The sequence below is a fragment of the Zhihengliuella flava genome (genome assembly GCF_015751895.1).
In the GTDB taxonomy this organism is placed as follows: domain Bacteria; phylum Actinomycetota; class Actinomycetes; order Actinomycetales; family Micrococcaceae; genus Zhihengliuella; species Zhihengliuella flava.
Window position 1 is genome coordinate 2,207,805 of the sequence record NZ_JADOTZ010000001.1, and the last position, 25,979, is coordinate 2,233,783.

General features: G+C 66.8%; 19 protein-coding genes and 1 tRNA gene. 16 read left to right on the forward strand and 4 right to left on the reverse strand.

Annotated elements, in window-relative coordinates:
- Positions 1-120 precede the first annotated feature (120 nt).
- From IW252_RS10185 to IW252_RS10210, 6 genes are read left to right on the forward strand one after another with little or no spacing between them, the layout of a single operon-like run.
- A complete protein-coding gene (locus IW252_RS10185; protein ID WP_196836446.1) occupies positions 121-618 on the forward strand; it encodes an HNH endonuclease in 498 nt (165 codons plus the stop codon).
- Positions 585-1,601, forward strand: coding sequence for an NTP transferase domain-containing protein (locus IW252_RS10190; RefSeq protein ID WP_196836447.1), 1,017 nt, complete (start codon positions 585-587; stop codon positions 1,599-1,601). Before IW252_RS10185 ends, IW252_RS10190 begins: the two co-directional genes overlap by 34 nt.
- A 2-nt stretch (positions 1,602-1,603) precedes the next feature.
- Complete coding sequence (locus IW252_RS10195) at positions 1,604-2,854, forward strand: molybdopterin molybdotransferase MoeA (RefSeq protein ID WP_196836448.1); 1,251 nt, start codon at positions 1,604-1,606, stop codon at positions 2,852-2,854.
- Between the two features lies 1 nt (position 2,855).
- Positions 2,856-3,758 carry a formate dehydrogenase accessory sulfurtransferase FdhD gene (gene fdhD / locus IW252_RS10200; RefSeq protein WP_196836449.1) on the forward strand — a complete coding sequence of 301 codons (903 nt, stop codon included), beginning with the start codon at positions 2,856-2,858 and terminating at the stop codon, positions 3,756-3,758.
- Positions 3,736-6,033: an FdhF/YdeP family oxidoreductase gene (locus IW252_RS10205; RefSeq protein ID WP_196836450.1), complete on the forward strand. Its 2,298-nt coding sequence runs from the start codon at positions 3,736-3,738 to the stop codon at positions 6,031-6,033. The genes fdhD and IW252_RS10205 overlap by 23 nt, the downstream gene beginning before the upstream one ends.
- Before the next feature lie 9 nt (positions 6,034-6,042).
- Positions 6,043-7,893 carry an ABC transporter ATP-binding protein gene (locus IW252_RS10210; RefSeq protein WP_196836451.1) on the forward strand — a complete coding sequence of 617 codons (1,851 nt, stop codon included), beginning with the start codon at positions 6,043-6,045 and terminating at the stop codon, positions 7,891-7,893.
- Here IW252_RS10210 and IW252_RS10215 read toward each other — a convergent pair.
- Positions 7,890-8,327, reverse strand: coding sequence for an NUDIX hydrolase (locus IW252_RS10215; RefSeq protein ID WP_196836452.1), 438 nt, complete (start codon positions 8,325-8,327; stop codon positions 7,890-7,892). The genes IW252_RS10210 and IW252_RS10215 overlap by 4 nt on opposite strands.
- 256 nt (positions 8,328-8,583) lie before the next feature.
- Between IW252_RS10215 and IW252_RS10220 the strand changes: the two genes are divergently transcribed.
- Positions 8,584-9,765: an ROK family transcriptional regulator gene (locus IW252_RS10220; RefSeq protein ID WP_331271512.1), complete on the forward strand. Its 1,182-nt coding sequence runs from the start codon at positions 8,584-8,586 to the stop codon at positions 9,763-9,765.
- Positions 9,766-9,854: 89 nt separating this feature from the next.
- Here IW252_RS10220 and IW252_RS10225 read toward each other — a convergent pair.
- Positions 9,855-9,931, reverse strand: a tRNA-Arg gene (locus IW252_RS10225).
- A gap of 83 nt (positions 9,932-10,014) precedes the next feature.
- On the opposite strand from IW252_RS10225, the gene pcrA reads away from it, so the two are divergent.
- The 6 genes from pcrA (at position 10,015) to IW252_RS10255 (ending at position 17,666) form a co-directional block, all read left to right on the forward strand.
- Positions 10,015-12,444, forward strand: coding sequence for a DNA helicase PcrA (pcrA, locus tag IW252_RS10230; RefSeq protein ID WP_196836454.1), 2,430 nt, complete (start codon positions 10,015-10,017; stop codon positions 12,442-12,444).
- Positions 12,445-12,647: 203 nt separating this feature from the next.
- Complete coding sequence (gene sucC / locus IW252_RS10235; RefSeq protein ID WP_196836455.1) at positions 12,648-13,814, forward strand: ADP-forming succinate--CoA ligase subunit beta; 1,167 nt, start codon at positions 12,648-12,650, stop codon at positions 13,812-13,814.
- An 18-nt stretch (positions 13,815-13,832) separates the two neighbouring features.
- A complete protein-coding gene (gene sucD, locus IW252_RS10240; RefSeq protein ID WP_196836456.1) occupies positions 13,833-14,768 on the forward strand; it encodes a succinate--CoA ligase subunit alpha in 936 nt (311 codons plus the stop codon).
- Between the two features lie 112 nt (positions 14,769-14,880).
- Positions 14,881-15,957, forward strand: a complete 1,077-nt coding sequence (locus IW252_RS10245) for a zinc-dependent alcohol dehydrogenase family protein (protein WP_196836457.1) — start codon at positions 14,881-14,883, stop codon at positions 15,955-15,957.
- A gap of 682 nt (positions 15,958-16,639) precedes the next feature.
- Positions 16,640-16,783: a hypothetical protein gene (locus IW252_RS10250; RefSeq protein ID WP_196836458.1), complete on the forward strand. Its 144-nt coding sequence runs from the start codon at positions 16,640-16,642 to the stop codon at positions 16,781-16,783.
- A 187-nt stretch (positions 16,784-16,970) separates the two neighbouring features.
- Positions 16,971-17,666 (forward strand): hypothetical protein, encoded by a 696-nt coding sequence (locus tag IW252_RS10255; RefSeq protein WP_196836459.1) that lies wholly within the window; start codon positions 16,971-16,973, stop codon positions 17,664-17,666.
- An 81-nt stretch (positions 17,667-17,747) separates the two neighbouring features.
- Here IW252_RS10255 and IW252_RS10260 read toward each other — a convergent pair whose 3' ends face one another.
- Together IW252_RS10260 and IW252_RS10265 are read right to left on the reverse strand one after the other, a co-directional pair.
- Complete coding sequence (locus tag IW252_RS10260; protein ID WP_196836460.1) at positions 17,748-21,188, reverse strand: DEAD/DEAH box helicase; 3,441 nt, start codon at positions 21,186-21,188, stop codon at positions 17,748-17,750.
- A gap of 96 nt (positions 21,189-21,284) precedes the next feature.
- On the reverse strand, positions 21,285-22,322 hold the full coding sequence (locus IW252_RS10265) for a LacI family DNA-binding transcriptional regulator (RefSeq protein ID WP_196836461.1): 1,038 nt from the start codon (positions 22,320-22,322) through the stop codon (positions 21,285-21,287).
- Positions 22,323-22,454: 132 nt separating this feature from the next.
- On the opposite strand from IW252_RS10265, the gene IW252_RS10270 reads away from it, so the two are divergent.
- The 3 genes from IW252_RS10270 (at position 22,455) to IW252_RS10280 (ending at position 25,973) form a co-directional block, all read left to right on the forward strand.
- Positions 22,455-23,909 (forward strand): sugar porter family MFS transporter, encoded by a 1,455-nt coding sequence (locus IW252_RS10270; protein WP_196836462.1) that lies wholly within the window; start codon positions 22,455-22,457, stop codon positions 23,907-23,909.
- Between the two features lie 136 nt (positions 23,910-24,045).
- A complete protein-coding gene (gene iolC, locus IW252_RS10275; RefSeq protein ID WP_196836463.1) occupies positions 24,046-25,038 on the forward strand; it encodes a 5-dehydro-2-deoxygluconokinase in 993 nt (330 codons plus the stop codon).
- The gene (locus IW252_RS10280) at positions 25,035-25,973 is read left to right on the forward strand and encodes a Cgl0159 family (beta/alpha)8-fold protein (protein WP_196836464.1); all 939 of its coding nucleotides are present in this window, start codon (positions 25,035-25,037) and stop codon (positions 25,971-25,973) included. Before iolC ends, IW252_RS10280 begins: the two co-directional genes overlap by 4 nt.
- The last annotated feature ends 6 nt before the right edge of the window (positions 25,974-25,979 follow it).

The following is a 25,979-nucleotide window of genomic DNA, read 5'->3' on the forward strand; positions in this document are numbered from 1 at the left end:
GCGGCACACAAGGGGCGTGGCGAGGTGCCGGTAGTCTAGTGAGACGAATAACCACGCCAATTGCCGTGGGGGAGAGCGTCATCCGGGCCCGTACGGCGAGCAGGACCGTGAGGATTGCGCATGCGAACCCTAGTACTGAATGCTGGATATGAGCCGCTCGCGGTGGTAACTTTCCGCCGGGCGCTCTTGCTGGTGCTGACGGGCAAAGCCAGCGTCCTTGCTGAGGACTCGGAACCGGTGGTGGGGCCCAGCGAAGTGGTGGCACGGCCGACCGTGATTCTCCTGAAACGCTACGTCCGCATCCCGTATCGGCGCCCAGCCCACGTGACCCGGCGGAGCATTCTGCGCCGGGACGGGCACACCTGCGCGTACTGTGGCCGCCAAGCCACCACCGTGGACCATATCCACCCCCGGTCCCGCGGAGGTCAGGACACCTGGGAAAACTTGGTGGCTTGTTGCTTGGCGTGCAACGGCAAGAAGGGCAACCTGACGCTGGGGCAGCTAGGCTGGAAGCTCAAGATTCAGCCGCGGGCACCACACGGCGCTGCCTGCTACATCTCAGAACTGGAGCGACCCGCCGAAGCATGGAACGAGTTCCTGAGGCCTCAGGCCGCCTAGCGGGGGTCATCATTCTGGCGGGAGGCCGAGGTCAGCGGCTCGGCGGGGTCGACAAGGCCGGACTTGACGTGGGCGGCACCACGCTCTTGGAACGCGCGATCGGTTCGTTGGCCGTAGCCCACGCCTGCGCGCCGGGGGCCCACGTGGTGGTGGTGGGCCCGGACCGCTCCGACGTCATGGAGCGGCTCCGGCAGCGGTACTCCCGCGTACCTTTCACCGTGGACACCGCCCGAGAAGAACCCACGTTCGCTGGGCCCGCTGCCGCCGTCGCCGCCGGCAGCACTGCGCTCCGTGCCATCGAAGGGTCCGTGTTGGTTCTCGCCGTCGATTACCTCCACCCGCGCCGCATTCTGCAGCACCTCGCGAGCGCCGCGCCGTCGTCGTCCGCCGTGCTGATCCCGCGTGACGCGACCGGGCGTGAACAGCCCCTCGCCTCCCTCTGGCCGGCACCCGTGCTGCGGCGCGCGGTCGAGTTACTGGACGCCGGGCACGGCGTCGTCAACGCCTCGATGCGCCAGCTCCTCGAGACGGTCGAGCGGCTCGCGGCGGATCAACTGCAACCACCGCAACCGGATCTCTTCGCCGACGCCGATACATGGGAAGATGTGGAACGCGCCCGCGCCGATGCGCGGGCGCGTACTGAGGAGGAAACCATGCCGGAGGACGCATCACCGAGCCATCCCGGGCCGGACGCCACTGCGGGTGCGCTGGAAGCGTGGGTGCAGGAGCTGCTCGAAGCTTTCGAGCTGCAGGAGGCACCCGTGGATATCGAAGCCATTTTGTCCCTCGCAGGCGTCGCCGCGCACACCGTGATCCGGCCGGCCGCGCCGGTGACGACCTACATCGCCGGGTACGCCGCCGGTCTCGCTGCAGCACGCGACGGCGCCGGCGACGCGGCCAAGGCCGCGGACGGTCTGGCCCGCCACGTGCTGGCCCAGCGAGCGGCGACCGACGCGGCGCTGCATACCGACCCCGAAAGCTGAGCATGCCCAACGTTCCATGGCAGCACGCGCGCGAACTGGCGCACGCTGCGGGTGCCGCGACGCCGCGGCAGCGTCACAACGTGGGCCTGAACCAGGCCGTGAACCGCGTGCTCGCGGCCGACGTCGTGGCCCCGACGGACATTCCGCACTTCCGGGCATCGGCCATGGACGGGTGGGCCGTCAGCGGGGAGGGGCCGTGGACGGTGCTCCCAGGCGAGGCCCGGTCGACGCCTCGACTGAGGCCTGGGACAGCAGTCCCGATTCACACGGGCTCGCCGGTTCCCGAGGGAACCTCGGCGGTCCTCCGCCGTGAGCAGGCAGTGCTGAACTCGGAGGCCAGCTCAGGCGCGGCCGCGGGCTTCGGCGCGGCGGCGTCGTCCGCGCAGCTCAGCGCGCAACAACCCCTCGCCGCGCACGCCGATATTCGGCCGGCGGGCCGGGAGGCGGCCGCGGGGGAGCGGCTCTTCGCCGCCGGGACAAGGCTGACTCCGGGGCACCTCGCGGCGGCGGCGGTGGCTGGTTGCGACGTCCTGCGGGTTTACAGAGCGCCGCGCGCGGCCCTCGTTCTGACCGGGGACGAGGTGGTGGCGGAAGGACAACCAGCTCACGGGCACGTGCGGGACGCGTTCAGCCCGGTGCTGCCACCGGCGATCGCTCACTTGGGTGCCGAGGTGCTCGCGACGAACCGGATCGGCGATCACCGCGCACAGACGGTGGACGCGCTCGGGCGCGACGACGTCGACCTGATCGTCACGACGGGCGGGACCGGGCGCTCGCCGGTGGATCACCTCCGCCCGGCATTGCAGACGCTGGGTGCCGAGCTGATCGTCGACGAGATCGCGATGCGTCCCGGTCACCCGGCTCTGCTGGCCCGCCGCGCCGACGGCGTGCTTGTCGCCGGGCTCCCGGGGAATCCGCTGGCTGCGGTGGCCGCCTTCGTCACGCTGGTGCAGCCCCTGCTCGCTGGGCTCGTGGCGTCTCCGCTCGAGCCGTTGGCGCGGGCCGCGGCGCTGGAGACCTTCGCCCCGCTTCCGGGCCGCGAACGTTTGGTCCCAGCGCGCCTGCACACCGGACCCGGGGGGACCAGCGTCGACGCCGCAGCGCTCCGGGGCTCCGCGATGCTGCGCGGGCTGGCCGACTCGACCTGCTTGATGGTGATCCCACCGGAGGGCGTCGAGGCTGGGGAGCCGGTTCCCTACGTTGAACTGCCGTGGACCACGTACTCATCTGTTTCCACCCTGCCGAGGAGCTGATATGGGCCGCCGCACCGCTCGCACCCGCATCGTTCGCCTGACCGCTGCAGGCGGGTCCCGTCAGCGCGAGGAGACGCTCGCCGCTGAGGAGCCGCTGGAGATCAGGATCGGCGACCCGGCCGTACCCGGCAGCGCGCACGTGCCCTTCGCGACGACGATGCGCACCCCCGGGGAGGACTTCGACTTGGTGGCCGGCTTTCTGGTCTCCGAAGGCGTCGTCGCCGCCGCCGAGCACCTTGCGAGTCTTCGGTTCTGTGCCGGGGAAGATGACGACGGCCGGCAAACCTTTAACGTCGTCGAAGCCCAATTGGGCCCGGGCGCCGTGCCCCCGAGCGCGGGTCAGCATCGGCACGTGGCCGGCAACAGCTCGTGCGGTATTTGCGGCACCGCTTCCCTGGACGCGGTGGACAAGACCGCCCGTTGCCCGCTTCCCGCGGCGCACGCCGCGCGGGACGACGGCGGTGCGCGCCTTTCTGCAGAGACCTTGCTGGCGCTGCCGGAGCGAATGCGCGAGCACCAACGACTCTTTAGCAAGACCGGCGGGGTGCACGCGGCAGCCTTGTTCGATCTGGACGGCCAGCTGCTGTGCCTGCGCGAAGACGTAGGGCGCCACAATGCCGTGGATAAGGTCATCGGCTGGGCCCTGCGCGAGGGGCGCTTGCCAGCCCACCACACCGTTCTCCAAGTCTCAGCGCGGGCGTCCTTCGAGCTGGCCCAAAAGGCCAGGATGGCGGGCATTCCGATCCTCGCCGCCGTCAGCGCGCCGTCGTCGCTCGCCGTGGCGCTCGGAGAGCGCGTCGGCCTGACTATCGCGGGGTTTAGTCGGGGGAGTACGGTAAATCTATACACGCATCCCGAGCGGATTGAGAGCAGGAGCGAGGATGTTTCGACCGGCGCCGAGTGAGGACATCGACGAGTCCCGGCTAGAAGTCAGCGAACCGAAGACGAGCGCGGCTGGCGTCAAGGCCGTCCAAGTGGCTTTGGAGCGCGGCCTCGCCCAAGCGGGGGTGACACGCACGGTCCGCTCCATGCTTCGGGTCAACCAACGTCACGGCGTCGATTGCCCCGGGTGTGCTTGGCCTGAACCGATCGACGGGCGACGCCGACCGGCAGAGTTTTGTGAAAACGGGGCCAAAGCCCTCGCTGAGGAGAACACGCGGCGCACGGCGGACCCCGCGTGGTGGGCGGCTCACCCCATCAGCGTGCTGCGCGAAAAGACCGAGTATTGGCTCGGGAATCAGGGGCGCATCACCGAGCCGATGATGATTGAGGAGGGGCAGGCGGCATACCGTCCTATCTCGTGGGCCGATGCCTTCGAGCGGATCGGGCAGCACATCCGCGCCACGACGCCGGAGAAGTGCGTGTTCTATACGTCGGGGCGTACCGCCAACGAGACGGCGTTTATGTACCAGCTCTTTGCGCGTAGCTTGGGCACCAACAACCTGCCGGACTGCTCCAACATGTGCCACGAGTCCTCCGGCGCCGCGCTGACCCCGACCATCGGTATCGGCAAGGGCACCGTCTCCCTCGCCGATTTCGACGACGCGGAGCTGATTTTCACCGTCGGTCAGAACCCCGGCACCAACCATCCGCGCATGCTCTCGGCGCTCGCCGACGCGCGTCGGCGCGGCGCCACCGTCGTCGCGGTGAATCCCCTGCCGGAAGCGGGCCTCCTGAACTTTAAGGACCCGCAGACCGTGCGCGGGGCGCTCGGCGACGGGGAGCGCATCTCCGACGAGTTCCTCCAGATCCGTGTCGGCGGTGACCTGGCCCTCTTCCAAGCCTTGGGGCACCTGCTCCTCGACGCCGAGGAACAAGCCCCCGGCACCGTCCTCGATCACGAATTCCTCGCGAGCGTCACGGAGGGTCTGGCGGAATACCGCGCGGCGCGGGCCAGCCTGGACTGGGACGTGATCGAGGAAGCCACGGGGCTGAGCCAGGAGGAGATCACCCGGGTCGCGCAACTGCTGATCAAGTCCAAGGCGACCATCGTGTGCTGGGCGCTCGGCCTCACCCAGCAGCCGCACTCCGTGGACACCATCCGCGAGATCGTCAATGTGCTGCTGCTGCAGGGGAACTTCGGCAAGCCCGGCGCTGGCGCTTGCCCCGTGCGCGGCCATTCCAATGTTCAGGGTGACCGGACGATGGGCATCTGGGAAAAGCCGCGCGACGGGTGGCTGGACCGGCTTGATGCGGAGTTTGGCATCGAGAGCCCACGCGAGCACGGGTATGACTCGGTTCAGGCCCAGCAGGCCTTCGAGCACGGGGACGTGGACGTCTTTGTGGCGATGGGTGGGAACTTCGCGCTCGCCTGTTCCGACACGGAAGCGATCGAGGAGGGGATGCAGCGCGCCGGCCTGACGGTGCATATCTCCACCAAACCGAATCGGTCCCACGTGGTGCACGGCAAGACGTCCATCATCATGCCCACGCTGGGCCGAACGGACCGGGACGACAAGCACCCGGGCGGCCCGCAGTTCCTCTCCGTGGAGGATTCGATGTCCGTCATCAAATCCACCCAGGGACGGCTCGAACCCGTGTCAGATCACCTACTCGCCGAGCCCGTCATCGTGGCGCGGATGGCTGCTGCGACGCTCGGGGAGGACCACGCCGTTGACTGGCGGGCCATGGCCGAGGATTACGACGTCATTCGCGACCATATTTCGCGCGTCATCCCCGGGTTCGAGGATTTCAACGCTCGGGTGCGGCAACGCAACGGGTTCGTGCTACCCAACCCTCCGCGAGATACGCGCAGCTTCGCGACCGCTCAGGGTAAGGCCCAGTTCACCGTGAGCGAGCTCGAATACTTGCCGGCGAGGCCCGGGCACCTGATTCTGCAAACGCTGCGCAGCCATGATCAGTACAACACCACGTTCTACGGTCAGGATGACCGCTATCGGGGAATCAAAAACGGGCGCAGGGTGATCTTGGTGCACCCGGAGGACCTGGCGGAATTGGGGCTGGCTGACCGGCAAGTGGTCGACGTCGTCTCCACCTTTGCCGGGAGCGAGCGCCGGGCCGAGGCCTTCCGGCTCGTCTCCTACCCGACCGCGCGTGGCTGCGCGGCCGCCTACTTCCCCGAGGCCAACGCCTTGGTGCACCGCGAACTCGTGGCCCGTGAGTCGAATACTCCCGGGTTCAAGGCGATGACGGTGAGGTTTGAGCCGCGTCAGGGGTAGCATGCCCGGGTGAGTATGGAGCATGCCGCCTACGGGGCGATGAGGAAGCTGGCGAGCGGCCAAGAACAGTCGATCACCCCGGGCACCCCGGCGCGGGTATTGCGGTTCGCCTCCCACTACAAGGCGAGGCTGGTCGCCTTCGTCGCGGTCTCCACCCTCGCGGCGGTCCTCGCCGTGGCGACGCCGGTGCTGGCGGGCCGAGTGGTGGATGCGATCGTCGCCGACGGTCCGCTGTCAACGATCGGCTGGTTGGCCGGACTCATCGCCCTCGTGGCGCTGGCCGAGGCCGGGGTGTCCGTCCTCTCGCGGTGGTTGTCCTCCTCTCTGGGCGAGCGGGTCATTTTCGACCTGCGCACCCGGGTGTTCGACCATGTCCAGCGGATGCCGGTGGCGTTCTTTTCCCGCACGCGCACCGGGGCCCTCGTTTCCCGCCTCAACAACGACGTGATGGGCGCCCAGTCGGCGCTCGCCGGGACCCTGTCCCAAGTCGTCAGCAACGTCGTTGCGCTGATTCTGACCGGTGCCGTGATGGTCACGACCAACTGGCAGGTCACCGTTTTGGCCGTGTTGATGCTGCCGATTTTCCTCATTCCAGCCCGGCGCATGGGCGCCGTGGTGGCCGCGCTGCGGCGCGAGGCCGCGGAGTACAACGCGGACATGGGGACGCAGATGACCGAGCGGTTTTCCGCCCCGGGCGCGACGCTCATCAAGCTTTTTGGCCGGCCCGACGCCGAGTCGGCCGAGTTTGCCGCGCGTGCCGCACGGGTGCGGGATATCGGCGTGCGGACGGCCATGCGCCAGTTCTCCTTTGTGGCTGCGCTGACGCTCGTGGCCGCGCTGGCCTTGGCCATCGTCTATGGCCTCGGGGGCTACTACGCGCTGCGCGGGGACCTGGCCGCGGGCGACGTCGTCACGCTAGCCCTGTTGTTGACCCGGCTGTACGCCCCGCTCACCGGCCTCGCCAACGCGCGAGTAGACATTATGAGCGCGCTGGTGAGCTTCGACCGCGTCTTTGAGGTTTTGGACCTGAAACCGATGATCACCGACCCCGAGCAACCGCACCGTCTGCCGGACGGCCCGCTGGCCGTCCGCTTCGAGCGGGTCCGGTTCGCCTACCCCAGCGCCGAGCAGGTCTCGCTGGCCTCGCTGGAGGACGTGGCCGTCCTGGACCACCGGGGCGGAGAGGAGGTCTTGCACGGAATCGACTTTGAGGTTCCGGCCGGGCAAACCTACGCCCTGGTGGGTTCTTCGGGTGCCGGCAAATCGACAATCGCCCAACTGCTCACGCGGCTCTATGACGTCAGTTCGGGGGCCGTGCGCTACGCGGGGACCGACGTGCGGGACGTCGCCTTGGCTGACCTGCGCGGCGCGGTGGGGATGGTGACTCAAGACGGGCACCTTTTTCATGACACGATCGCGGCGAACCTGCGGCTGGCCCGCCCGGAGGCCACCGATGACCAGTTGTGGGAGGCCTTGCGGCGCGCCCGCCTCGAGTCTGTGATCAGCGCCTTGCCGGACGGGCTTCACACGGTGGTGGGGGAACGCGGGTATCGACTCTCCGGCGGGGAACGCCAGCGAATGACGATCGCCCGCCTGCTCTTGGCGGCGCCGCGCGTGGTGATCCTCGACGAGGCCACAGCCGCCCTAGACAGTACGAATGAGGCGGCCGTTCAGGAGGCTCTCGCCGAGGCTCTGCAGGGACGCACCGCCGTCGTGATCGCCCACCGGCTCTCCACCGTGCGGAGCGCGGATCAGATTTTGGTGGTCGACGGCGGCCGGATCGTCGAGCGGGGAACCCACCCGGAGCTGTTGGCGGCCGAGGGGCGGTACGCCACCTTCTACCGAACGCAGTTCGCCTAGCTGAGGTGCGCTGGCGAGGCCAGCAGTCGCGGCAGGATCTCTTCGGTCAGCAGGGGCGCCAGGTCGGAACGCTGGAGCGCTTCGGCGGGGGAGATCCAGAGGCAGTCGGCCAGTTCGGCGTGGGGCACGATGTCTTCCGCGGGCCCTGCGTGCGCCGCCGCCAGCGGGGCATCGAAGACGTAGGCCGCGAGCGCCGTTTCGGCCTCGTTGGCCGCACTTCCCCGCCAGAGGCCCCGATCGGTGAGAGCCTCAGGCGGGAAGCGGAGGCCGAGTTCCTCCTCGAGCTCGCGAAGGGCTGCCGCGCGTGGTGATTCGTGGGGTTCTAGTTTGCCGCCCGGCTGCATATACTTCGTCGTATCCCGCTTCCGCACCAGCAGGATCCGTCCATCCGTGTCGTAAATGACAACGGCGGCGACGGTGAGTAGGCTGATCACGGTTGAAAGCTTAACATTTCTCGCAAATGTGACGTTTCGCCATTAGTTGCACTATCCGAAAGTGCCACTATTCGATATATTATTTCGAGTTCGACGGCGTCTCGTTGCTCCGGCCGCTGAGCCACCGCAGGGGGACTGGTGGGTGCGGGCAAACCGGGGGCCGTCGCGTCAACTCTTTGTACGCGGTAGCTAACCCTCTGGAGACTCTATGCAGCGAGGCACAAATCTCGGAAGACTTGGTGATTTCAACCAGGCCGTGATCTTCGATTCCATTCGCCGAGCCGACGACGGCGTCAGCCGGGTGGAGCTCGCCAACTCCACGGGTTTGTCTCCCCAGACGATTTCCAACGTGGTCCGCCGCCTCCTCGACAACGGCTTCGTGCGGGAGGACCGGACCGTCATCTCCGGCCCCGGCAAGCCGCGTACCGTCCTCGAGCTAGAGCCGGACCGCCTCTTTGCCATCGGCATCCATTTGGACCCCGGCCAGATCAGTATCGTCATGGTCAATCTGCGGGGCACCGTGGTCGGCAGCCGGCGCTTCGTCGAGCGGGACATCGCCTCGCCGGACGAGACGATCGCGATGATGGCCACCGCCGTCGAAGAAATGGTCAAGGATTCAGGCCACCCCCGCGAGCACATCGTGGGCGTGGGCGTTGCCGCGCCGGGCCCCATCGACCCAAGCCAAGGCACGATCGTCAACCCGCCGCTCATGCCCGGGTGGCGCGAGGTCGAGGTCGTGGAGCCGCTATCCGAGCGCCTGGGGCTTGACGTCATTATCGAAAAGGATTCTGTGGCCTCCGCCATCGCCGAGCAGTGGAACGGGGACGAGGAAGAGGACCGCAATTTCCTCTCGGCCTACATCGGCACCGGCGTCGGCGTGGGTGCCGTCATCGGTGGCGAGGTGATCCGCGGCGTCTCGAACAACGCCGGTGAGATCGCCCGGGTCCGCGTCAATCGCAGCGGCGGCACCGAGGAGGCCGGGGAAGCGACCACCTTCGCCAGCGCCGTCTCCTACGAGGCCGTGGTGGCTCGCGCCCGCGAACTCGGCGTCGACGTCGGCGGCAACAGTGAGGGCGCCACGATGTATGAGCGTTCCCAAGTCCTGGGCTCCCTCATTCGTCAGGCCAAGGACGGCGCCGAACCTGCCGTCGCCCTCGCGAAGGAACTCAACCAGCACTGGATCGCCTTGGTCTCCGAGCTGACCAACATCTTTGACGTCAACAAGGTCTTCGTCGGCGGGCCCGTGTGGTGCGAGCTCTCCGAGCTGCTGCACGAGGACATGGAGGCGGCCCTGCAGGACCGCTTCCTGATGAGGGAAGTCCACGATCTGGAGGTCATCACCAGTTCGCTGGGACACAATCTCGGAGCCATCGGCGGCGCGTGCGCCGTGCTCGACGCCGCCCTCTCGCCCAAGGCGAGCGCGCTTCTGCTGCGCTAGACAACCCGGCGCTGACGCCCAGAACGGCTGAACGACGGCGGCTCCGGAACCTTCCGCGGAAGGTTCCGGAGCCGCCGTCGTGCGTGGTGTGGTGCCCCCGACCGGAATCGAACCGATGGCCTGCCCTTTAGGAGAGGGCCGCTCTATCCAACTGAGCTACGGGGGCCCAGCCGCGCGAACTTGAGGTGCCTGCGCGCGGACCCCGACCATCCTAACCTGTCATCGCCGCGCCGTAGACTGGAGGGCACCATGGATTTTCTCTTCGACGACTTCGCACCGAACGCCCCGCAGCCCACCCCGCCGCATGCGCTCGACGCCGAATCGCTGCTCGCAGGGTTGAACCCGCAGCAAGCCGAGGCCGTCGCTCATACCGGAACGCCGCTGCTGATCGTGGCCGGCGCCGGGTCTGGCAAGACGAGGGTGCTGACCCACCGCATTGCCCACCTGCTGGCCACCGGGCGGGCCCGTCCACACGAGGTCCTGGCCATCACCTTCACGAACAAGGCCGCAGCGGAGATGCGCGAGCGCATCTCCGAGCTCATTGGCGACGCCGCTGACAAAATGTGGATCTCCACTTTTCACTCCTCGTGTGTGAAGATCCTCCGGCGGGAGGCGGCCGCCGTCGGGCTGAAGTCCAACTTCTCGATCTACGACTCGGCCGACTCGCTGCGCTTGGTGACCATGATCGCCAAGAGCCTGGACGTGGACCCCAAGAAGTTCACACCGAAGTCCATCCTGAACAAGATTTCTGCCCTCAAGAATGAGCTCATCGATGATGAGGAATTCGTCTCCACGGCCGGGCAGGATCCGTTCAGCCGCGTCGTGGCGGAGGTCTTCACGCAGTACACGCAGCGCTTGCGCCAGGCCAACGCCATGGATTTTGACGACCTGATTGGGCAGGTGGTCAATATCTTCCGCGCGTTCCCCGCCATCGCCGATAACTATCGCCGGCGCTTCCGCCACGTGCTGGTCGATGAGTATCAGGACACCAACCACGCGCAGTATGCGCTGGTCCGCGAGCTGACGGGACCCGACGGCCCCACGCCCGGCGGCGAATTGACGGTCGTGGGCGACTCGGATCAGTCTATTTACGCCTTCCGTGGAGCGGATATCCGCAACATCGTGGAATTCGGCAAAGACTATCCGGACGCCGTGACCATCAAACTCGAACAGAACTATCGCTCGACGCAGACCATCCTCTCCGCCGCCAACGCGGTGATTGAAAAGAACCCGGACCGCCCCGAGAAGAAGCTCTGGACGGCCGAAGGAGAGGGGGAACTGATCGTCGGGTACGTCGGCGAATCCGAGCAGGATGAGGCTCGGTGGATCGCCGAGGAAATTCTGCGGCTCAATGACGAGGCGGGGCTGCGCCCGGGAGACGTGGCCATTTTTTACCGCACCAACGCGCAGTCGCGTTCCCTCGAGGAGCAGCTCATGCGCGTGGACCTGAAGTACAAGGTGGTGGGCGGGACCCGGTTCTACGACCGCAAGGAAGTCAAAGACGCCTTGGCCTACCTGCGCCTGTTGGTCAATCCGGACGACGACGTCAACGTCCGCCGCGTGCTCAACGAACCCAAGCGGGGCATCGGGGACCGCGCCGAGTACGCGGTGGCGGCACTGGCGGAACGCGAACGCACAACGTTCATGGAGGCGCTCCGGAGAGCGGACGAGGCCCCCGGGATTGCCACGCGTAGCCTCAAAAACGTGCAGGCTTTCGTGAAGCTCGTCGATGACCTCAGCGTCGTGGCCGAAGGCTCCGGCGCCGCCGAGGCGCTCGAAGCGGTCCTCGAGCAGACCGGCTACCTTGAGACCCTGCGCAAGTCCACTGACCCCCAGGACGAATCTCGCGTTGAGAACCTCGCCGAGCTGGTGGCCGTGGTCCGCGACTACGAGCGGGAGAACCCAGACGGCACCCTGGAAGCGTTCCTCGAGCAGGTCTCCCTCGTGGCCGATGCGGACCAGATTCCGGACGCCCCGGCCGATGAGGAGGGCGCGCATATGGCCGAGCGCGAGGGCATGGTGACGCTCATGACGTTGCACACGGCCAAGGGGCTGGAATTTCCTGTGGTCTTCCTCACGGGCATGGAGCACGGGATCTTCCCGCACCAGCGGTCCATGATGGACGAAGCTGAGCTGGCCGAGGAACGGCGGCTCGCTTACGTGGGGCTCACGCGAGCCCGGCAGCGCCTGTACGTCAGCCGCAGCGAGTATCGCAGCCTCTGGGGGCAGTCTCAGTACAACCCGGCCAGCCAGTTCCTCACCGAAATTCCCGAGCGCCTGCTGGAGTGGAAGCGCGAAGGCAGCATCCGCGCCGGCGGGTTCGGTGGCAGCATCAGCGGCGGCTCCGGCTCCGGCTTCGGCGGCGGATTCGGCTCGAGCCGCTACGACGGCCCCTTCGGCGGTCGCGGCGCGGGGCCGACCCGCCGCGCGGGTGACCCCGAGACCTCGACCCTGCGGACGGCACCTACCGCGCGGGCTGCGGGCACGGGGCGTGTCCAGCAGCAGAAGGAAGTCATCAAGCTGGAGGTGGGCGACGCCGTCGAGCACGGGACCTTCGGTGCCGGCACCGTGACGGCGCTGGAAGGCTCCGGTGACAAGACGGTGGCGAAGGTGCAATTCGGTGCCGACGAGAAGCGCCTGCTGTTGCGTTATGCGCCGCTGACTAAAGCGTCCGAGTAATCGGGCGCTAGCCGCCGCGTGCGGGGGACCCGCGCATGGCCTCTCTACGCGTCGTAGAACTGTGATGGTTGGTCGGAACGCGTTAGTCTAGGCGAGGCGCCAACACGCGCCATGGGCCCCGAGTGGGCCTCATGGAATCGGCGGGCCGGGCAGGTCCGCGCGTTCCGAGTCAGACACGACTTCGACGTAGAAGGACACACCCCGTGGACCTGTATGAATACCAGGCGCGCGATCTGTTCGAGAAGCACGGCGTTCCCGTGCTTGCCGGCATCGTTGCGTACACTCCGGAAGAAGCCAAGGCCGCAGCCGAGAAGATCGGCGGCGTCGTGGTGGTCAAGGCACAGGTGAAGGTCGGCGGCCGCGGTAAGGCCGGCGGCGTCAAGGTCGCCAAGAACGCTGACGAGGCCTTCGAGTACGCCTCCGCCATCCTTGGCATGGACATCAAGGGCCACACCGTCAACAAGGTCATGATCGCTCAGGGCGCCGACATTGCGGAGGAGTACTACTTCTCCGTGCTGCTGGACCGGGCGAACCGCAACTACCTGGCCATGTGCTCGGTCGAGGGCGGCATGGAAATCGAGCAGCTCGCCGTCGAGCGCCCGGAAGCTCTCGCGAAGGTCGCCGTGGACCCGCTGGTGGGCATCGACGCCGCCAAGGCCAACGAGATCGTGGCCGAGGCCAACTTCCCCGAGGAATTGCGCGGCAAGGTCGCCGAGACCCTGCAGACCCTCTGGACCGTCTTCAAGGACGAGGACGCCACGCTGGTTGAGGTCAACCCGCTGGTGAAGACCGGCGCCGGCGAGATCGTCGCACTGGATGGCAAGGTTTCCCTCGACGAGAACGCCTCCGAGGTCCGCCACCCGGATCACGAGGAGCTCGAGGACAAGGGCGCAGCCGATCCGCTCGAGGCCAAGGCCAAGGAATCCGGCCTGAACTACGTCAAGCTGGACGGCGAGGTGGGCATCATTGGTAATGGCGCCGGTCTGGTCATGTCCACGCTGGACGTCGTTGCCTACGCTGGCGAGAACCACGGCAACGTGAAGCCCGCCAACTTCCTCGACATCGGTGGCGGTGCCTCCGCGGAGGTCATGGCCAACGGTCTGGACGTCATCCTGAATGACCCGCAGGTCAAGAGCGTGTTTGTCAACGTCTTCGGCGGCATCACCGCGTGTGACGCGGTGGCCAACGGCATCGTCAAGGCCCTCGAGATTCTGGGCGACAAGGCGACCAAGCCGCTCGTGGTTCGCCTCGATGGCAACAACGTTGAGGAGGGCCGCGCCATTTTGGCAGAGGCCAACCACCCGCTGGTGACTCAGGCCGCCGGCATGGACGAAGGCGCCGATAAGGCCGCCGAGCTGGCGAACGCCTAAGGAGCGAGGAAAACCACTATGTCTGTCTTCATTAACAAGGACTCCAAGGTCATCGTCCAGGGCATCACCGGCGGCGAGGGCTCCAAGCACACCGCCCGCATGCTTCACGCTGGCACCAACATCGTCGGTGGCGTCAACGCGCGCAAGGCTGGCACCACGGTCTCCCACACCGCCAATGACGGCTCCGACGTCGAGCTGCCGGTTTTCGGCACGGTCTCCGAGGCCGTGGAGAAGACGGGCGCCGACGTCTCGATCGTCTTCGTCCCGCCGAAGTTCACCAAGGACGCCGTCGTCGAGGCCATCGAGGCCGAGATCGGCCTCGTCGTGGTGATCACCGAGGGCGTGCCGGTGCAGGACTCGGCCGAGTTCTGGGCCCTGGCTCAGTCGAAGGTCGATGCCGACGGCAAGCAGATCACGCGGATCATTGGCCCGAACTGCCCGGGCATCATCACGCCGGGCGAGTCGCTGGTGGGCATCACCCCCGCCAACATCACCGGCAAGGGCGGCGTCGGCCTAGTGTCCAAGTCCGGCACGCTGACCTACCAGATGATGTATGAGCTCCGCGATCTGGGCTTCACCACCGCCATCGGTATCGGCGGTGACCCGGTCATCGGCACCACGCACATCGATGCGCTCGAGGCTTTCGAGAACGACCCGGAGACCAAGGCGATCGTGATGATCGGCGAGATCGGCGGCGACGCCGAGGAGCGCGCGGCCGACTACATCAAGGCGAACGTCACCAAGCCCGTCGTGGGCTACGTGGCTGGTTTCACCGCTCCGGAGGGCAAGACCATGGGCCACGCGGGCGCCATCGTCTCCGGCTCCTCCGGCACGGCCGATGCCAAGAAGGAGGCCCTCGAGGCCGCCGGCGTGAAGGTGGGCAAGACGCCGTCGGAGACGGCACGCCTGCTGCGCGAGGTCTACCCGGTGCACGAGCCGGAGTCCTCCCTCTAGGACGCCACGCACCGTGCGCCCCTAGAGCGCGTACGATGGCGCCGCTCACCTGCCAAGGTGAGCGGCGCCATCGTCGTTTAACCCCGGCAACGGCGGGCGTTAGGGTGGAGGCATGCGAGCCACCATCATTCATGCCCCGGGAGACATCCGGGTTGAAGACCGCCCGGAGCCACGCCTGATCCACGGCAGCGACGCGATCGTGCGCGTCGCTGCCTCGTGCGTCTGCGGCTCCGATCTGTGGCCCTACCGGGCCGATCAAGGGCCCGAGGAGCCGAAGCCCATCGGTCACGAGTTCATCGGCACGGTCACGGCCGTGGGAGACGACGTGCGTGAGCTGCAGGTCGGCGATTTTGTGATCAGCCCGTGGGCCAATAGCTGCGGGCAGTGCCCCGACTGCCGCAACGGCGTGCAGGTCGCCTGCCAGCACCGTGCCGCGTGGGGTGGGCGAGACGAGTCCGGACACGACGTCGAGGGCGGCCAGTCCGAGGTCGTCCGCGTCCCCAACGCCGAGGGAACGCTCTTCGTGGTGCCGGAACTGAGCCCGCAGCGGGGCGGGACGCGCACCGCTGACGAGGAGTTGTTGAAGTCCTTGCTGACGCTGACTGACGTCATGGGCACGGGCTATCACGCCGCCAAGGTGGCTGGCGTGGGACCCGGACAGAGCGTCGTCGTCGTCGGTGATGGGGCGGTTGGCCTCTCTGCCGTGTTGTCCGCCAAGTTGCTCGGCGCGGAGCGGATTATCGCCATGTCTCGTCACGAGGACCGGGCCGCCATCGCCCGCGAGTTTGGAGCGAGTGACGTGGTGGCCGAGCGCGGCAAGGCCGGCGCTGAACAGGTCCGGGAACTTCTCGGGGGCGTCTTGGCCGACTGCGTGCTGGAGTGCGTGGGGACCAAGGAGTCCATGGATCAGGCGCTGCGCTCCACGCGCGCCGGCGGCCACTTGGGGTACGTGGGCGTGCCGGCTGGCGGCCCCGAGCTGCCGCTCGGCGTGCTGTTCAGCAAGAACATTACGGTGGCCGGCGGTGCTGCGTCGACGCGGAACTACATCGCCGAGCTGCTACCGGCCGTGCTGTCCGGAGATCTCAATCCAGGCCGCGTCTTCGACTCGGTCATGCCGCTGGAGAACGCGCCCGAGGCCTACCGCGCCATGGATGAGCGCCGCGCCACCAAGGTCATGCTCCTGCCCTAGGCGGGATGGTCCCCGCCCCCACATCGGCAGAAAGCGGTAGTGCAGGCGCGGCACCATCAACATGACTTACTCGCGCCGTGAGAACTTGTGACTAAGGCAGGGCCTGAAGCTCTGTCTGGCGCTTCGTGGCCGAGGGAACAGTTGGCGCTTACCCCCACGGTCAGGGCCTCTTTGAAGCCCCCATGTTAGGGCAGTAGAAACCCAAGGCCTGCCAGTGGGGTCACCGATTAAAGGTTTCGAAGAGACGTTGCTGTTACCGAAACCGCTCCGAGTTTCTGGCCCTGGCCCTATAGACCCAAAATGCGCAAAGCGGTTAAGTTCGAAGTGCTCTAAATCACATGGAATACACCTCGTATTCGAGAGTTCATTGACGAAGGGGAGTTCATGTCACGGGTGTACATGTCACGGCGAAGAAGGGTCTGGCTACTAGTCGTTGGCACGATTGTTCTCTTGGCCGGGGTGGCACAGCTCGCAACTGACAACGGAAGGATCTGGTTGGGGGTGCTGCTGCTGCTGTCCGCGCTGACGGTCTACATCACCTCCGCGCGAGCGGTGGAAAAGAAACGATAGAAGCTTCAGTAGCACCGCAATGAGGAAACCAAAAAATGCCTAGCAAGAATAAACCCCCTCAAAAGGTCGCCTCGTTCTAGGTTTCGATGCATCGTGCGGCAAATGCAGCTCGATGGCTCGCCAGCTGAAGAACGATGCGGGGTCTGCACTCGATGTCGTCCCGCTGAACAACCCGGAGATGCGCCGGTGGCGTCACGAGGCCTTCGCCGAACCCCCTTGGGCGCCGACCCTGATTCAAGTAGACGCCGACGAATAAGCAACTGACGGAGGGGTCGGTTGGAAGATTGGGGCAGTTCTTGGTTCTGCTCTGGGACCGCAACGAGCTGCGATCGCGCTGAAGCACATCGGAGAAATGCGTCTCGCACTGGGAGCTGCGGGACTGGCAGCTGGGGGCCGCGACAATCGTTGGAATGCCATGTGCTGCCTTCGCGAAAGGCAAACCCGTGAACCGACAAATCTCTCACGATGAGGACTTCGCAGGAGGCGCAGCGGTAGAAATGCTCGCCCATCACCTCACAACGGACGACGCTCATAACGTCCTTGCGTTCGCTGCAGCCGGCTCAGGTGCAGCGACCCTCAGTCGGCTTTCCGACCGTACACCTGGCAAGGCGGTTGAGGTGGGTGCAAGACGCATGACGCTGATTGATGGCACCATCTCAGAGGCTTACTATTCCTATGACCGAGCTTCCGGCGAAATGATTGTCGTGCAAGTCAATACGGAGCTCGTCGATGGTCAGGCCTCTATAGCTTGGATCCTAGATGTCACGGAAGGGGCCGCAGACTACGCGGAATCGTCGTTCAGCATCCGGCAGAAGAGTGTCAACGGGGCGCTGGTGCGTCGTCTTGACCAACCACTTGACGCCGAAGGACGTCCAACACTCAAGCTCGCCAACAACGAGGACCCTTGCGGAGGCTGCAACGGTCTTTATCGCATCGGAGGCGAGGAACGTCGCGAGAGCTGCTACTCTTCCAGCGTTGTTGCTTGCTTCCTCGCCGCCGCTGGATGCGCTGGCTGCATCACATGCTCGAGCACAGGTACCTGTATCTTCTGCGCCATGACAGCTTGCGGCAGCATCCTACTTAGCTGTTGCGACCAAGTAACCGGACCTTCAGGTGAGCGGTGCAATCGCGCCTGTTGAGCGATCCTGACCGGTACGGCACCAAAAGGCCCCTAAAAACCGCCCTCACGAGGCAGCCGGGCCGGGGCCGATGGCGCGTGGCTACTCGTTGAGTAGCCCGCGGATATCATCCGCCGTGAGCGCGGAACCGAAGCCGTCGCCGTCGTCCATCACGGAGGAGATGAGCTGGCGTTTGGCGTCCTGTAGGGCCACCACCTTCTCCTCAATGGTGTCCTTGGCCACCATGCGGTACACCATGACGTTGCGGGTCTGGCCGATGCGGTGGGCGCGGTCCACGGCTTGGGATTCGGCGGCCGGATTCCACCAAGGATCCAACAGGAAGCAGTAGTCCGCCTCCGTGAGGTTCAAGCCAAACCCGCCCGCCTTAAGCGAGATGAGGAAGACCGGGGCGCGGCCCGCCTTGAACGCCGCGATGACCTCTTGACGCTGCCGGGTGGACCCGTCCAGGTAGACGTATTCCACCCCCTCCGCCTCCAGCCGATCCGCCGCCCGCTTGAGGAAGGAGGTGAACTGACTGAAGACCAGCGCGCGGTGGCCCTCAGCGAGGACGTCTTCGAGCTGCTCGAACAACACATCCAGCTTGGCGCTGGGAACATCCGCATACTCGTCGTCAATGAGCGATGCATCGAGGGACAGCATGCGCAGCAGGGTCAGCGACTGGAAAATCGTGAACCGGTTCTTGTCCATGTCCTCGACGAGGCGCAGGATCTTTTGCCGCTCGCGTTGGAGGTGCGTGTCGTAGATCTTGCGGTGTTTCGGCGTGAGGTCCACGTGCAGGACCTGCTCCTGCTTGGCCGGCAGGTCCGTGACCACGGCGTCTTTGGTGCGCCGCAGCATGAAGGGGCGTACGCGTCGCCGCAGACGGCCCAACGGTTCGTCGAGCCCCTGACGCTCAATCGGCCGCTGGTAGTTCTCCGCGAACCGTAGGGCCGAGGGGAACAGGCCCGGGGAGACAATGGCGAAGATGGACCACAGCTCCATGAGGTTGTTTTCCATGGGCGTGCCCGTGATGGCCAGCTTGAACCGTGCCGTGAGATCCCGAGCGGCCTGATGCGCCTTGGTGGACTTGTTCTTCACGAACTGGGCCTCGTCGAGGACGAGTCCGGCCCACGGCTGGTCCTGATAGGCCTCGGCGTCGAGCCGGAACAAGGTGTAGGAGGTGATGACGACGTCGTACTCCTCCGCCAGGGCGCCCAACTTCACGGCCGCGCGCGGCTGGGTGTCCGTCACGGTGGCGACGGAGAGCTCCGGCGCGAACTTCGCGGCCTCGTCCGCCCAGTTGCCCACCACGGAGGTCGGGGCGACCACGAGGAACGGTCCGGGCTGGTTGGCCGGGTCGGCGCTGGCGCCGGTGTTCCACGCGTCCTTGGCATGGAGCATCAGGGCGAGGGTCTGCAGGGTTTTACCCAGCCCCATATCATCGGCGAGAACACCGCCGAGCCCGTTGTGCCAGAGCGTGGCCAGCCACGCAAAGCCGTCCTTCTGGTAGGGGCGGAGGTCGGCCCGCAGCCCCGGTGGCAGCGTCACCTCGCGCTGCTCCGCGAAGTTCAGGAGGGACCCGACGCCGGCATACCAGGAATCAGGGCCCTCCGAGTTGGCGGCGAGCGCGTCCAGCTCCTCCCAGAGCGAGGCCTGGTAGCGGGTGATCTTCAGTTCCTCCGCCGTCGTGTCCGTCAGCGCCGTGGCCTCGGTGACCAAAGCGCGCAGCTTGTCGAACAACGGCTGCTCGAGCGAGAACCACGTCTTGTCTGGCATCAGCATGCGGGTCTCCCCGCGGGCGAGTGCCCGCAGGATGTCCGCATACGGGATGCGGCGGTCCCCGACGGCGATGATGAGGCCCAAATCGAACCAGTCGCGCCGGTCCGACTCCACCGTGGTCACGGTCAGCTCCGGCGCTTCCGTCAGCTCATGAAACGGCGGTTGCTCGCCCGTGGTGCGGACTTCGGTACCCTCCAGCGCGGCGATGGCCGGCATGATGGTGCGGATCAAGTCCACGGTATGCAGGCCCGTCAGCGTACGCGGCGCGAGGACGGAACCGTGCAGGGGCGTGTCCACGAGGGTACGGAGGGCGGCCTGCTCCAACGCGTGTTCGGTCTCGGCATCACGGGTCTCGGTGTCGACGGTGATTCCGCCGTAGTCGAACTCCCACTCGACGTCGGCTTGGTCCTCACCGTTGAATTCAGTGGTCATGATCAGCTTCGGCGGCTGGATGTGCGGCAGCTGGACCGACCCGTCCGGGCTCGTGAGGGCCACCTTGCGCCCCAGTCGCGGGTAGAGCCGCCGCAGAAATTGCGGCACGTCCGCCGCCGGGATCTGAATCGCCTCCGGGTGGCGGAAGAGTTCACGTTCCGTCTCGTTGAGGCGGTGCCGCATGGGGGCCAGCAGGATGCGCGACCCCCCGGAGACGGCGAGGTAGGCCCCGTGATGGCCGATGGGGCCGGCCGGTAGGTCCGTGCTGAGCGGCACACGGGTGAGTTCTTTGTCCGCGGTGTCGGCAGACCCGCCCGCGGCGCCGTCGTCCCCGTGATCCGGGGCGTCAACCGGCTGCGCGGGCCCCGCCGGTTCGGAGACGAGGAGGCTGGGCCGCAGCAGGAGATCCTCGCCGTGGCCGTCCTCGCCGCGGGTGGCGTCCAGGCTGAGCTCGGCCGGTTCGATGAGCTCGATGCTGGTTTCGCCCTGCCGGCCGATGAAGGCGATCCCGAGTGAACGGGCCTCGGCCAAGAGGTTCCACAACAGCGGCGAGGAAAAATCGTCCAGGTTGATCCAGTCGTTGTCCTCACCGAAGTACAGCTGCCCATTAGCGCGGTGCAGCGGGACGAACTGGCAGAACCAACGATGCTGTTCCTCATCCAAGTTCAGGCCATAGGTCTTGAAGCTGATGGAGTTCCAGCGCAGGTTTCCACGGACCCAACGCCCGTTGCCGGAGCGGACCATGGGGCGGACCCCGAGTTGGAAGCGGCGGCTGGCGCGCGTGCGTCCAGCACCGCTGCCGGGGGCCCACTGGCGGTGCGCGGAGAGCATGTTGTCCCGCAGTTCAAACTGGAGCGCGAGGGGCTGAATGTTGCCGCTCGGGTCCACCGCGTCGGACGCGCCCCGCCCGGCGTGGGGCGCCGCAGGATGCTTGGCTGCTCCCGCCGACAACAGGCCATCGAGGCTCTGATGCCACGCAGGCGTTTCCGTCGGAAGGTCCGGCGCTGGAAAGTCCTCCTTGGCGGCCATGTGCAGCGAATTGGATTGGATCATGATGGCTGCGGTGTGCTTGCAGTTCTGGCCGACGGGGCAGGAGCAATAGGCCGCGGCGATGCGCCAGCCGTTCTTGGCGTTTTCCAGCTCGACTGCCGGCGTGTACGGCTCGGCGGCGGTGCCCTGGACGTCGGCGCTGAGCGTGTCATCCGCCGTGTCCCAGTCGATCTCCAGGATGGCCGCTGAATCCGCGTACTCCTTGCCGCGGGTAAACGCCGCGCCCCCGACTACGCGGAGGATTTCACGGGCGTCGATCAGCGGGAACTGCTCAGTGGTCATCCGCATATGTTTTCACGATTCGCGCCGAACCCGCTAACCGTCAGGTGTGGGGAGGGTGGAGCGCGCGTGAACGCTCAGCCGGAGGATGCGCGGCCCCTACACGGGGGCGGCGGTGCTGGAGCGCAGGCGCAGTGACGGTTCAAACCGCTGGTCCACACAAGGGGCAGCCGGGAAGGCGACGCGACGAAGCGCGGCGCGCGCGGCGGCGTGGGACATGGCGGGAGCATCCACGTCGACGGTGGTGAGCTCGACGCCTGTCAATCCGGCGGTGCGCGAGTTGTCGTAGCCGACCACCGAGAGGTCACGTGGTACCGCTAGCCCGTGGGCGAACGCCGCTTCACGGACGGCGAAGGCCAGCTCGTCGTTATGCGTCATCACGGCTGTGGGGCGCAGGGCGGCGGGGCGGGCCATCAGGTCGGCGGCGGCGGCTGCCGCGACCTCGCGCGAGTATCCGTCGGAGACGATGACCTCCGGGGTCAGCCCGCGTTCGGTCATGACGCTCACGTAGGTGTCCCGGCGCGTGGTGTACCCGGTGACGGCTGGCCCCGTCAGGTGCGCAATGCGGCGATGCCCGAGGCCGAGAAGGTGCTCGAGGGCGAGGCGGGTCCCCGCCGCGTCGTCCGGGTAGACGCTGTCCACGCCGGCGATATGGCGGAAGAGCGCGACGAGCGGGGAGCGGGCGTTGAGGGCGACGGCGTCGTCTTTACTGCCGGTGAGCGCGGTGGAGATGATCACGCCGACGTTGGCCTCCACGAGGGCATCGACCGCCCGGGGATCTGGATGTCCGGGGGCGGTGTCCACGGCCAAGACCAGCCGCTGCTGGGCGTCAGTGACGACTTCTTGAACGCCGCGCAAAACGGTCGAGTAGATGTCATTGCGCGCGTCCAAGAGATGCAGGCCGACGGCGGTGCGGCGGCGGGTGGCGAGGTCCGCGGCCAGGCCGTTGCGTCGGTAGCCGCGCCGTTGAGCGGTGGCCAGGATGCGGGCCCGCATGTCCGCCGAGACGCCCGGCTGGTCCCGCAAGGCGAGCGATACCAAGGTGCGGGACACCCCGAGCTCGCGGGCCAGATCCGACTGCGTGGCGCCCGGTGAGCCGGCACCGAGCGCCGCGGATGCGCGGGGAGAGTCGTTCATGGATCTCATCTTCGCATGGGTCTGGCCGTCGCCGGAGAACTTTTTTGTGTATATGACCTGACAAACTTACTTTCGCGCGTTAGTCTGATGAGACACAGATCACAGATGGATGAGACGAAGGAGTTGTGGGCCATGAGTTCGCACCCATTTACCGCCCCCGGTGGGACGCCGACGCTGCCGCCGCTGACCGGTGGGCCGCATCGCCGCCGCTTGGGCCAGGTGGCCTTGATCGCCACGTTCGGCGGCCTGCTGTTCGGCTATGACACGGGCGTGATCAATGGCGCGCTGCGCCCGATGTCCGCCGAACTGGGCTTGAATGCGTTCACCGAGGGCGTGGTGACGTCCTCGCTCCTGTTCGCCGCGGCCGTGGGCGCCATGCTCGGCGGTCGCATCTCGGATGGCTGGGGCCGGCGCAAGACCATTCTGGTGTTGGCGGTCGCGTTCTTCGTTGGAGCCATGGCCGTGGTGTTTGCGCCCGGTTTGGGGGTCCTCGTTGCGGGGCGCATCGTCCTGGGGCTCGCCGTCGGCGGCGCCTCCACGGTGGTTCCTGTGTTTCTGGCGGAGCTGGCGCCCTATGAGATCCGGGGCGCCCTCGCCGGACGAAACGAGCTCATGATCGTCATTGGGCAGTTGGCCGCGTTCGTGGTCAATGCCATCATCGGCAACACGCTCGGGCACCTCGAGGGCGTCTGGCGCGTCATGTTCGCCGTCGCCGCGTTGCCGGCCATCGCCCTCTTCATTGGCATGTTGCGCATGCCGGAGTCGCCCCGCTGGCTGGTCGCCCAGGGTCGCATCGACGAGGCCGCGGAGGTCTTGGGCACCGTGCGCTCGCCGGAGCGCGCGGCCGCGGAGCTCGATGAGGTGCGTCAATCCGCGGCTCAGGACGAGCGGGCCGTCAACGAGGGCTTCGGGGCGCTGCGGAACTCGTGGTTCGTCCGGATTCTGTTGGTCGGCATCGGCATCGGCGTCTTTCAGCAATTCACCGGGATCAACTCGATCATGTACTACGGGCAGACCGTCTTGGTGGAGTCGGGCTTCGGTGAGCGGGCCGCCTTGGTGGCCAACATCGCCCCCGGCGTCATCGCCGTGGTCGGAGGCCTCATCGCCCTGCGGCTGATGCAAACGATGGATCGACGCAAGACCCTCATGATCGGCTTTTCGCTGACCACGGTCTGCCACCTGCTGATCGGCACCTTTTCCATCGCGCTCCCCGAAGATCATCCGGCGCGGCCGTGGGTCATCCTGCTGTTGGTGGTGGCGTTCGTCGGGTCGATGCAGACGTTCCTGAATATTGCCGTGTGGGTCCTCCTCTCGGAGATTTTCCCGCTGCGGGTCCGCGCCTTCGGGATGGGCGTGTCCGTCTTCTGCCTGTGGATCGCCAACGCGGTGCTGGGCCTCTACTTCCCGACCCTCGTGGAGACCGTGGGCATTACGGGGACCTTCTTCCTCTTTGCGGGCCTCGGCGTGCTGGCCTTGCTCTTCGTCAAGACGCAGGTTCCCGAGACGCGTGGCATCACGCTGGAAAAGGTGGAGGAGGACGTGCAAACGGGCGAAATTTTCCTGCATCACCTCCGCGCGGAGAAGTGAGCCCATGAAGGTGCCACATTGTTTAGTTGTCCTGACAAATGTTTGACAGGACATATCGAGTCGTAGCAGAGTATTCGGTGACAGGTATCACACCCGCGAGGGTGGAGGCAGGGTTAAGCAAGAAAGGCGGGACGACGTGAGCTTCGACCTCTTGACGATGGGGCGCATCAGCGTGGACATCTATCCCAACGACGTCGGGCGGAGCCTGGAGGACGTCGAATCCTTCGGGAAGTACCTCGGTGGATCCCCCTCCAATGTGGCCGTCGCCGCGGCCCGGCATGGGGACCGGACGGGCGTCATTACGCGGACGGGGGAGGACCCGTTCGGGACGTACCTCCACGGCCAGCTGAGCAAGTTCGGGGTGGACGACCAATTCGTGAGCGCGGTACCCGGGCTGCAGACGCCGGCGACCTTCTGCGCGATCCTCCCGCAGGAGCAGCAGTTCCCGCTGTACTTCTACGGCCGGTTCCCCACCGCCCCGGACCTGCAGATTCGGGCCGACGAGCTCGACGTCGAGGCGATCGCCGCGGCGCGCGTCTTCTGGTCCACGGTGACCGGGCTCTGCCAAGAGCCCAGCGCGTCGGCGCATCTCGCGGCCCATCAGGCCCGTCCCCGGACCGAGCTCGCAGAGGGGCAGTACACCGTGCTCGACCTGGATTACCGGCCCATGTTCTGGGAGTCGGTGGATGAGGCCCGCGCCCGCGTCGCCCAGGTGCTTCCCCACGTCACCGTCGCCATCGGCAATGACGAGGAATGTGCCGTGGCGGTCGGCGACGGAACCCCGGACGAGCAGGCGGACCGCCTCCTCGACGCCGGCGTCGAGATCGCCGTCGTCAAGCTGGGGCCCGAAGGGGTTATGGCCAAGACCCGGACCGAACGCGTGGTCTCCGCGCCAGTTCCCGTCGAGACCCTCAACGGGCTGGGTGCTGGCGACTCCTTCGGCGGAGCGTTCGTCCACGGCCTGCTGGCCGGGTGGCCGTTGGCCCAAACCCTCGATTTCGCCAACGCCGCTGGCGCCCTCGTGGCCTCCCGCCTCTCCTGTGCCGATGCCATGCCCACCACCGACGAGGTCCGCGCGCTCCTGAGCGAGCGCGGCCGCCTCGTCCCCAACACGGAGGCTTCCGTATGACCGCCCTATCTCTGGATCTCGACGATCCCCGGCGCTATGAATTCCTGACCAGGCTTCGGCTCGAGGACCCGACGTCCGTGGCCCGGGCCGCGCAGGCTCGCCGCCGCCACGCGGGACCGCGGCTCGGCGAACAGAACTTCATCGTCGCCGCCGACCACACGGCCCGCGGCGCGATGGGGGCCCAGGGCAATCCCTCGGCGATGAATGACCGCCGTGTCCTGCTCGACCGTCTCCAAGTAGCGCTCGCCCATCCGGCGGTCGACGGCGTCCTCGCCAGCCCCGACATCCTCGATGACCTACTGCTGCTCGGCGCGCTCGAGGGCAAGTTGGTCTTCGGGTCGATGAATCGTGGAGGCCTGGCCGGCTACGTCAACGAGTTCGATGATCGCTTCACCGGACACACGGCGCAGGCGCTGGCGGATCTCGGAGCCGACGGCGGCAAGATGCTCACGCGTATTGCCTACGACGACGCCGCCACCGCCTCGCTGCTCGAGGCCACGGCGCACGCCATTGACGAGCTCACCTCGCGCGGGCTCATCGCTATGGTGGAACCCTTCCTGTCCCAGCGGGTCGAAGGGCGCGCGCGCAACGACTTGACCCCGGAGGCGGTGATCAAGTCCGTGGCCATCGCGGCTGGCCTCGGAGCCAGCAGCGCCTATAAGTGGATGAAGCTGCCCGTCGTCGCCGACATGGAGCGCGTCATGGCCTCCACCACGATGCCTACGGTCCTCTTGGGTGGGGACCCGACGGAGAAGCCGGACGAGGTCTTCGCCTCGTGGGAGCGAGCCCTCGCCCTGCCCGGTGTTCAAGGCCTCACGGTGGGACGCACGCTGTTGTACCCCGCCGACGGCGACGTCGACGGCGCCGTCGCGGCAGCAGCTGGGCTGCTGCGCCGCAGCGCGCCGCAGGAGCAGGAAACGGAGATTCACGCATGAGCACCC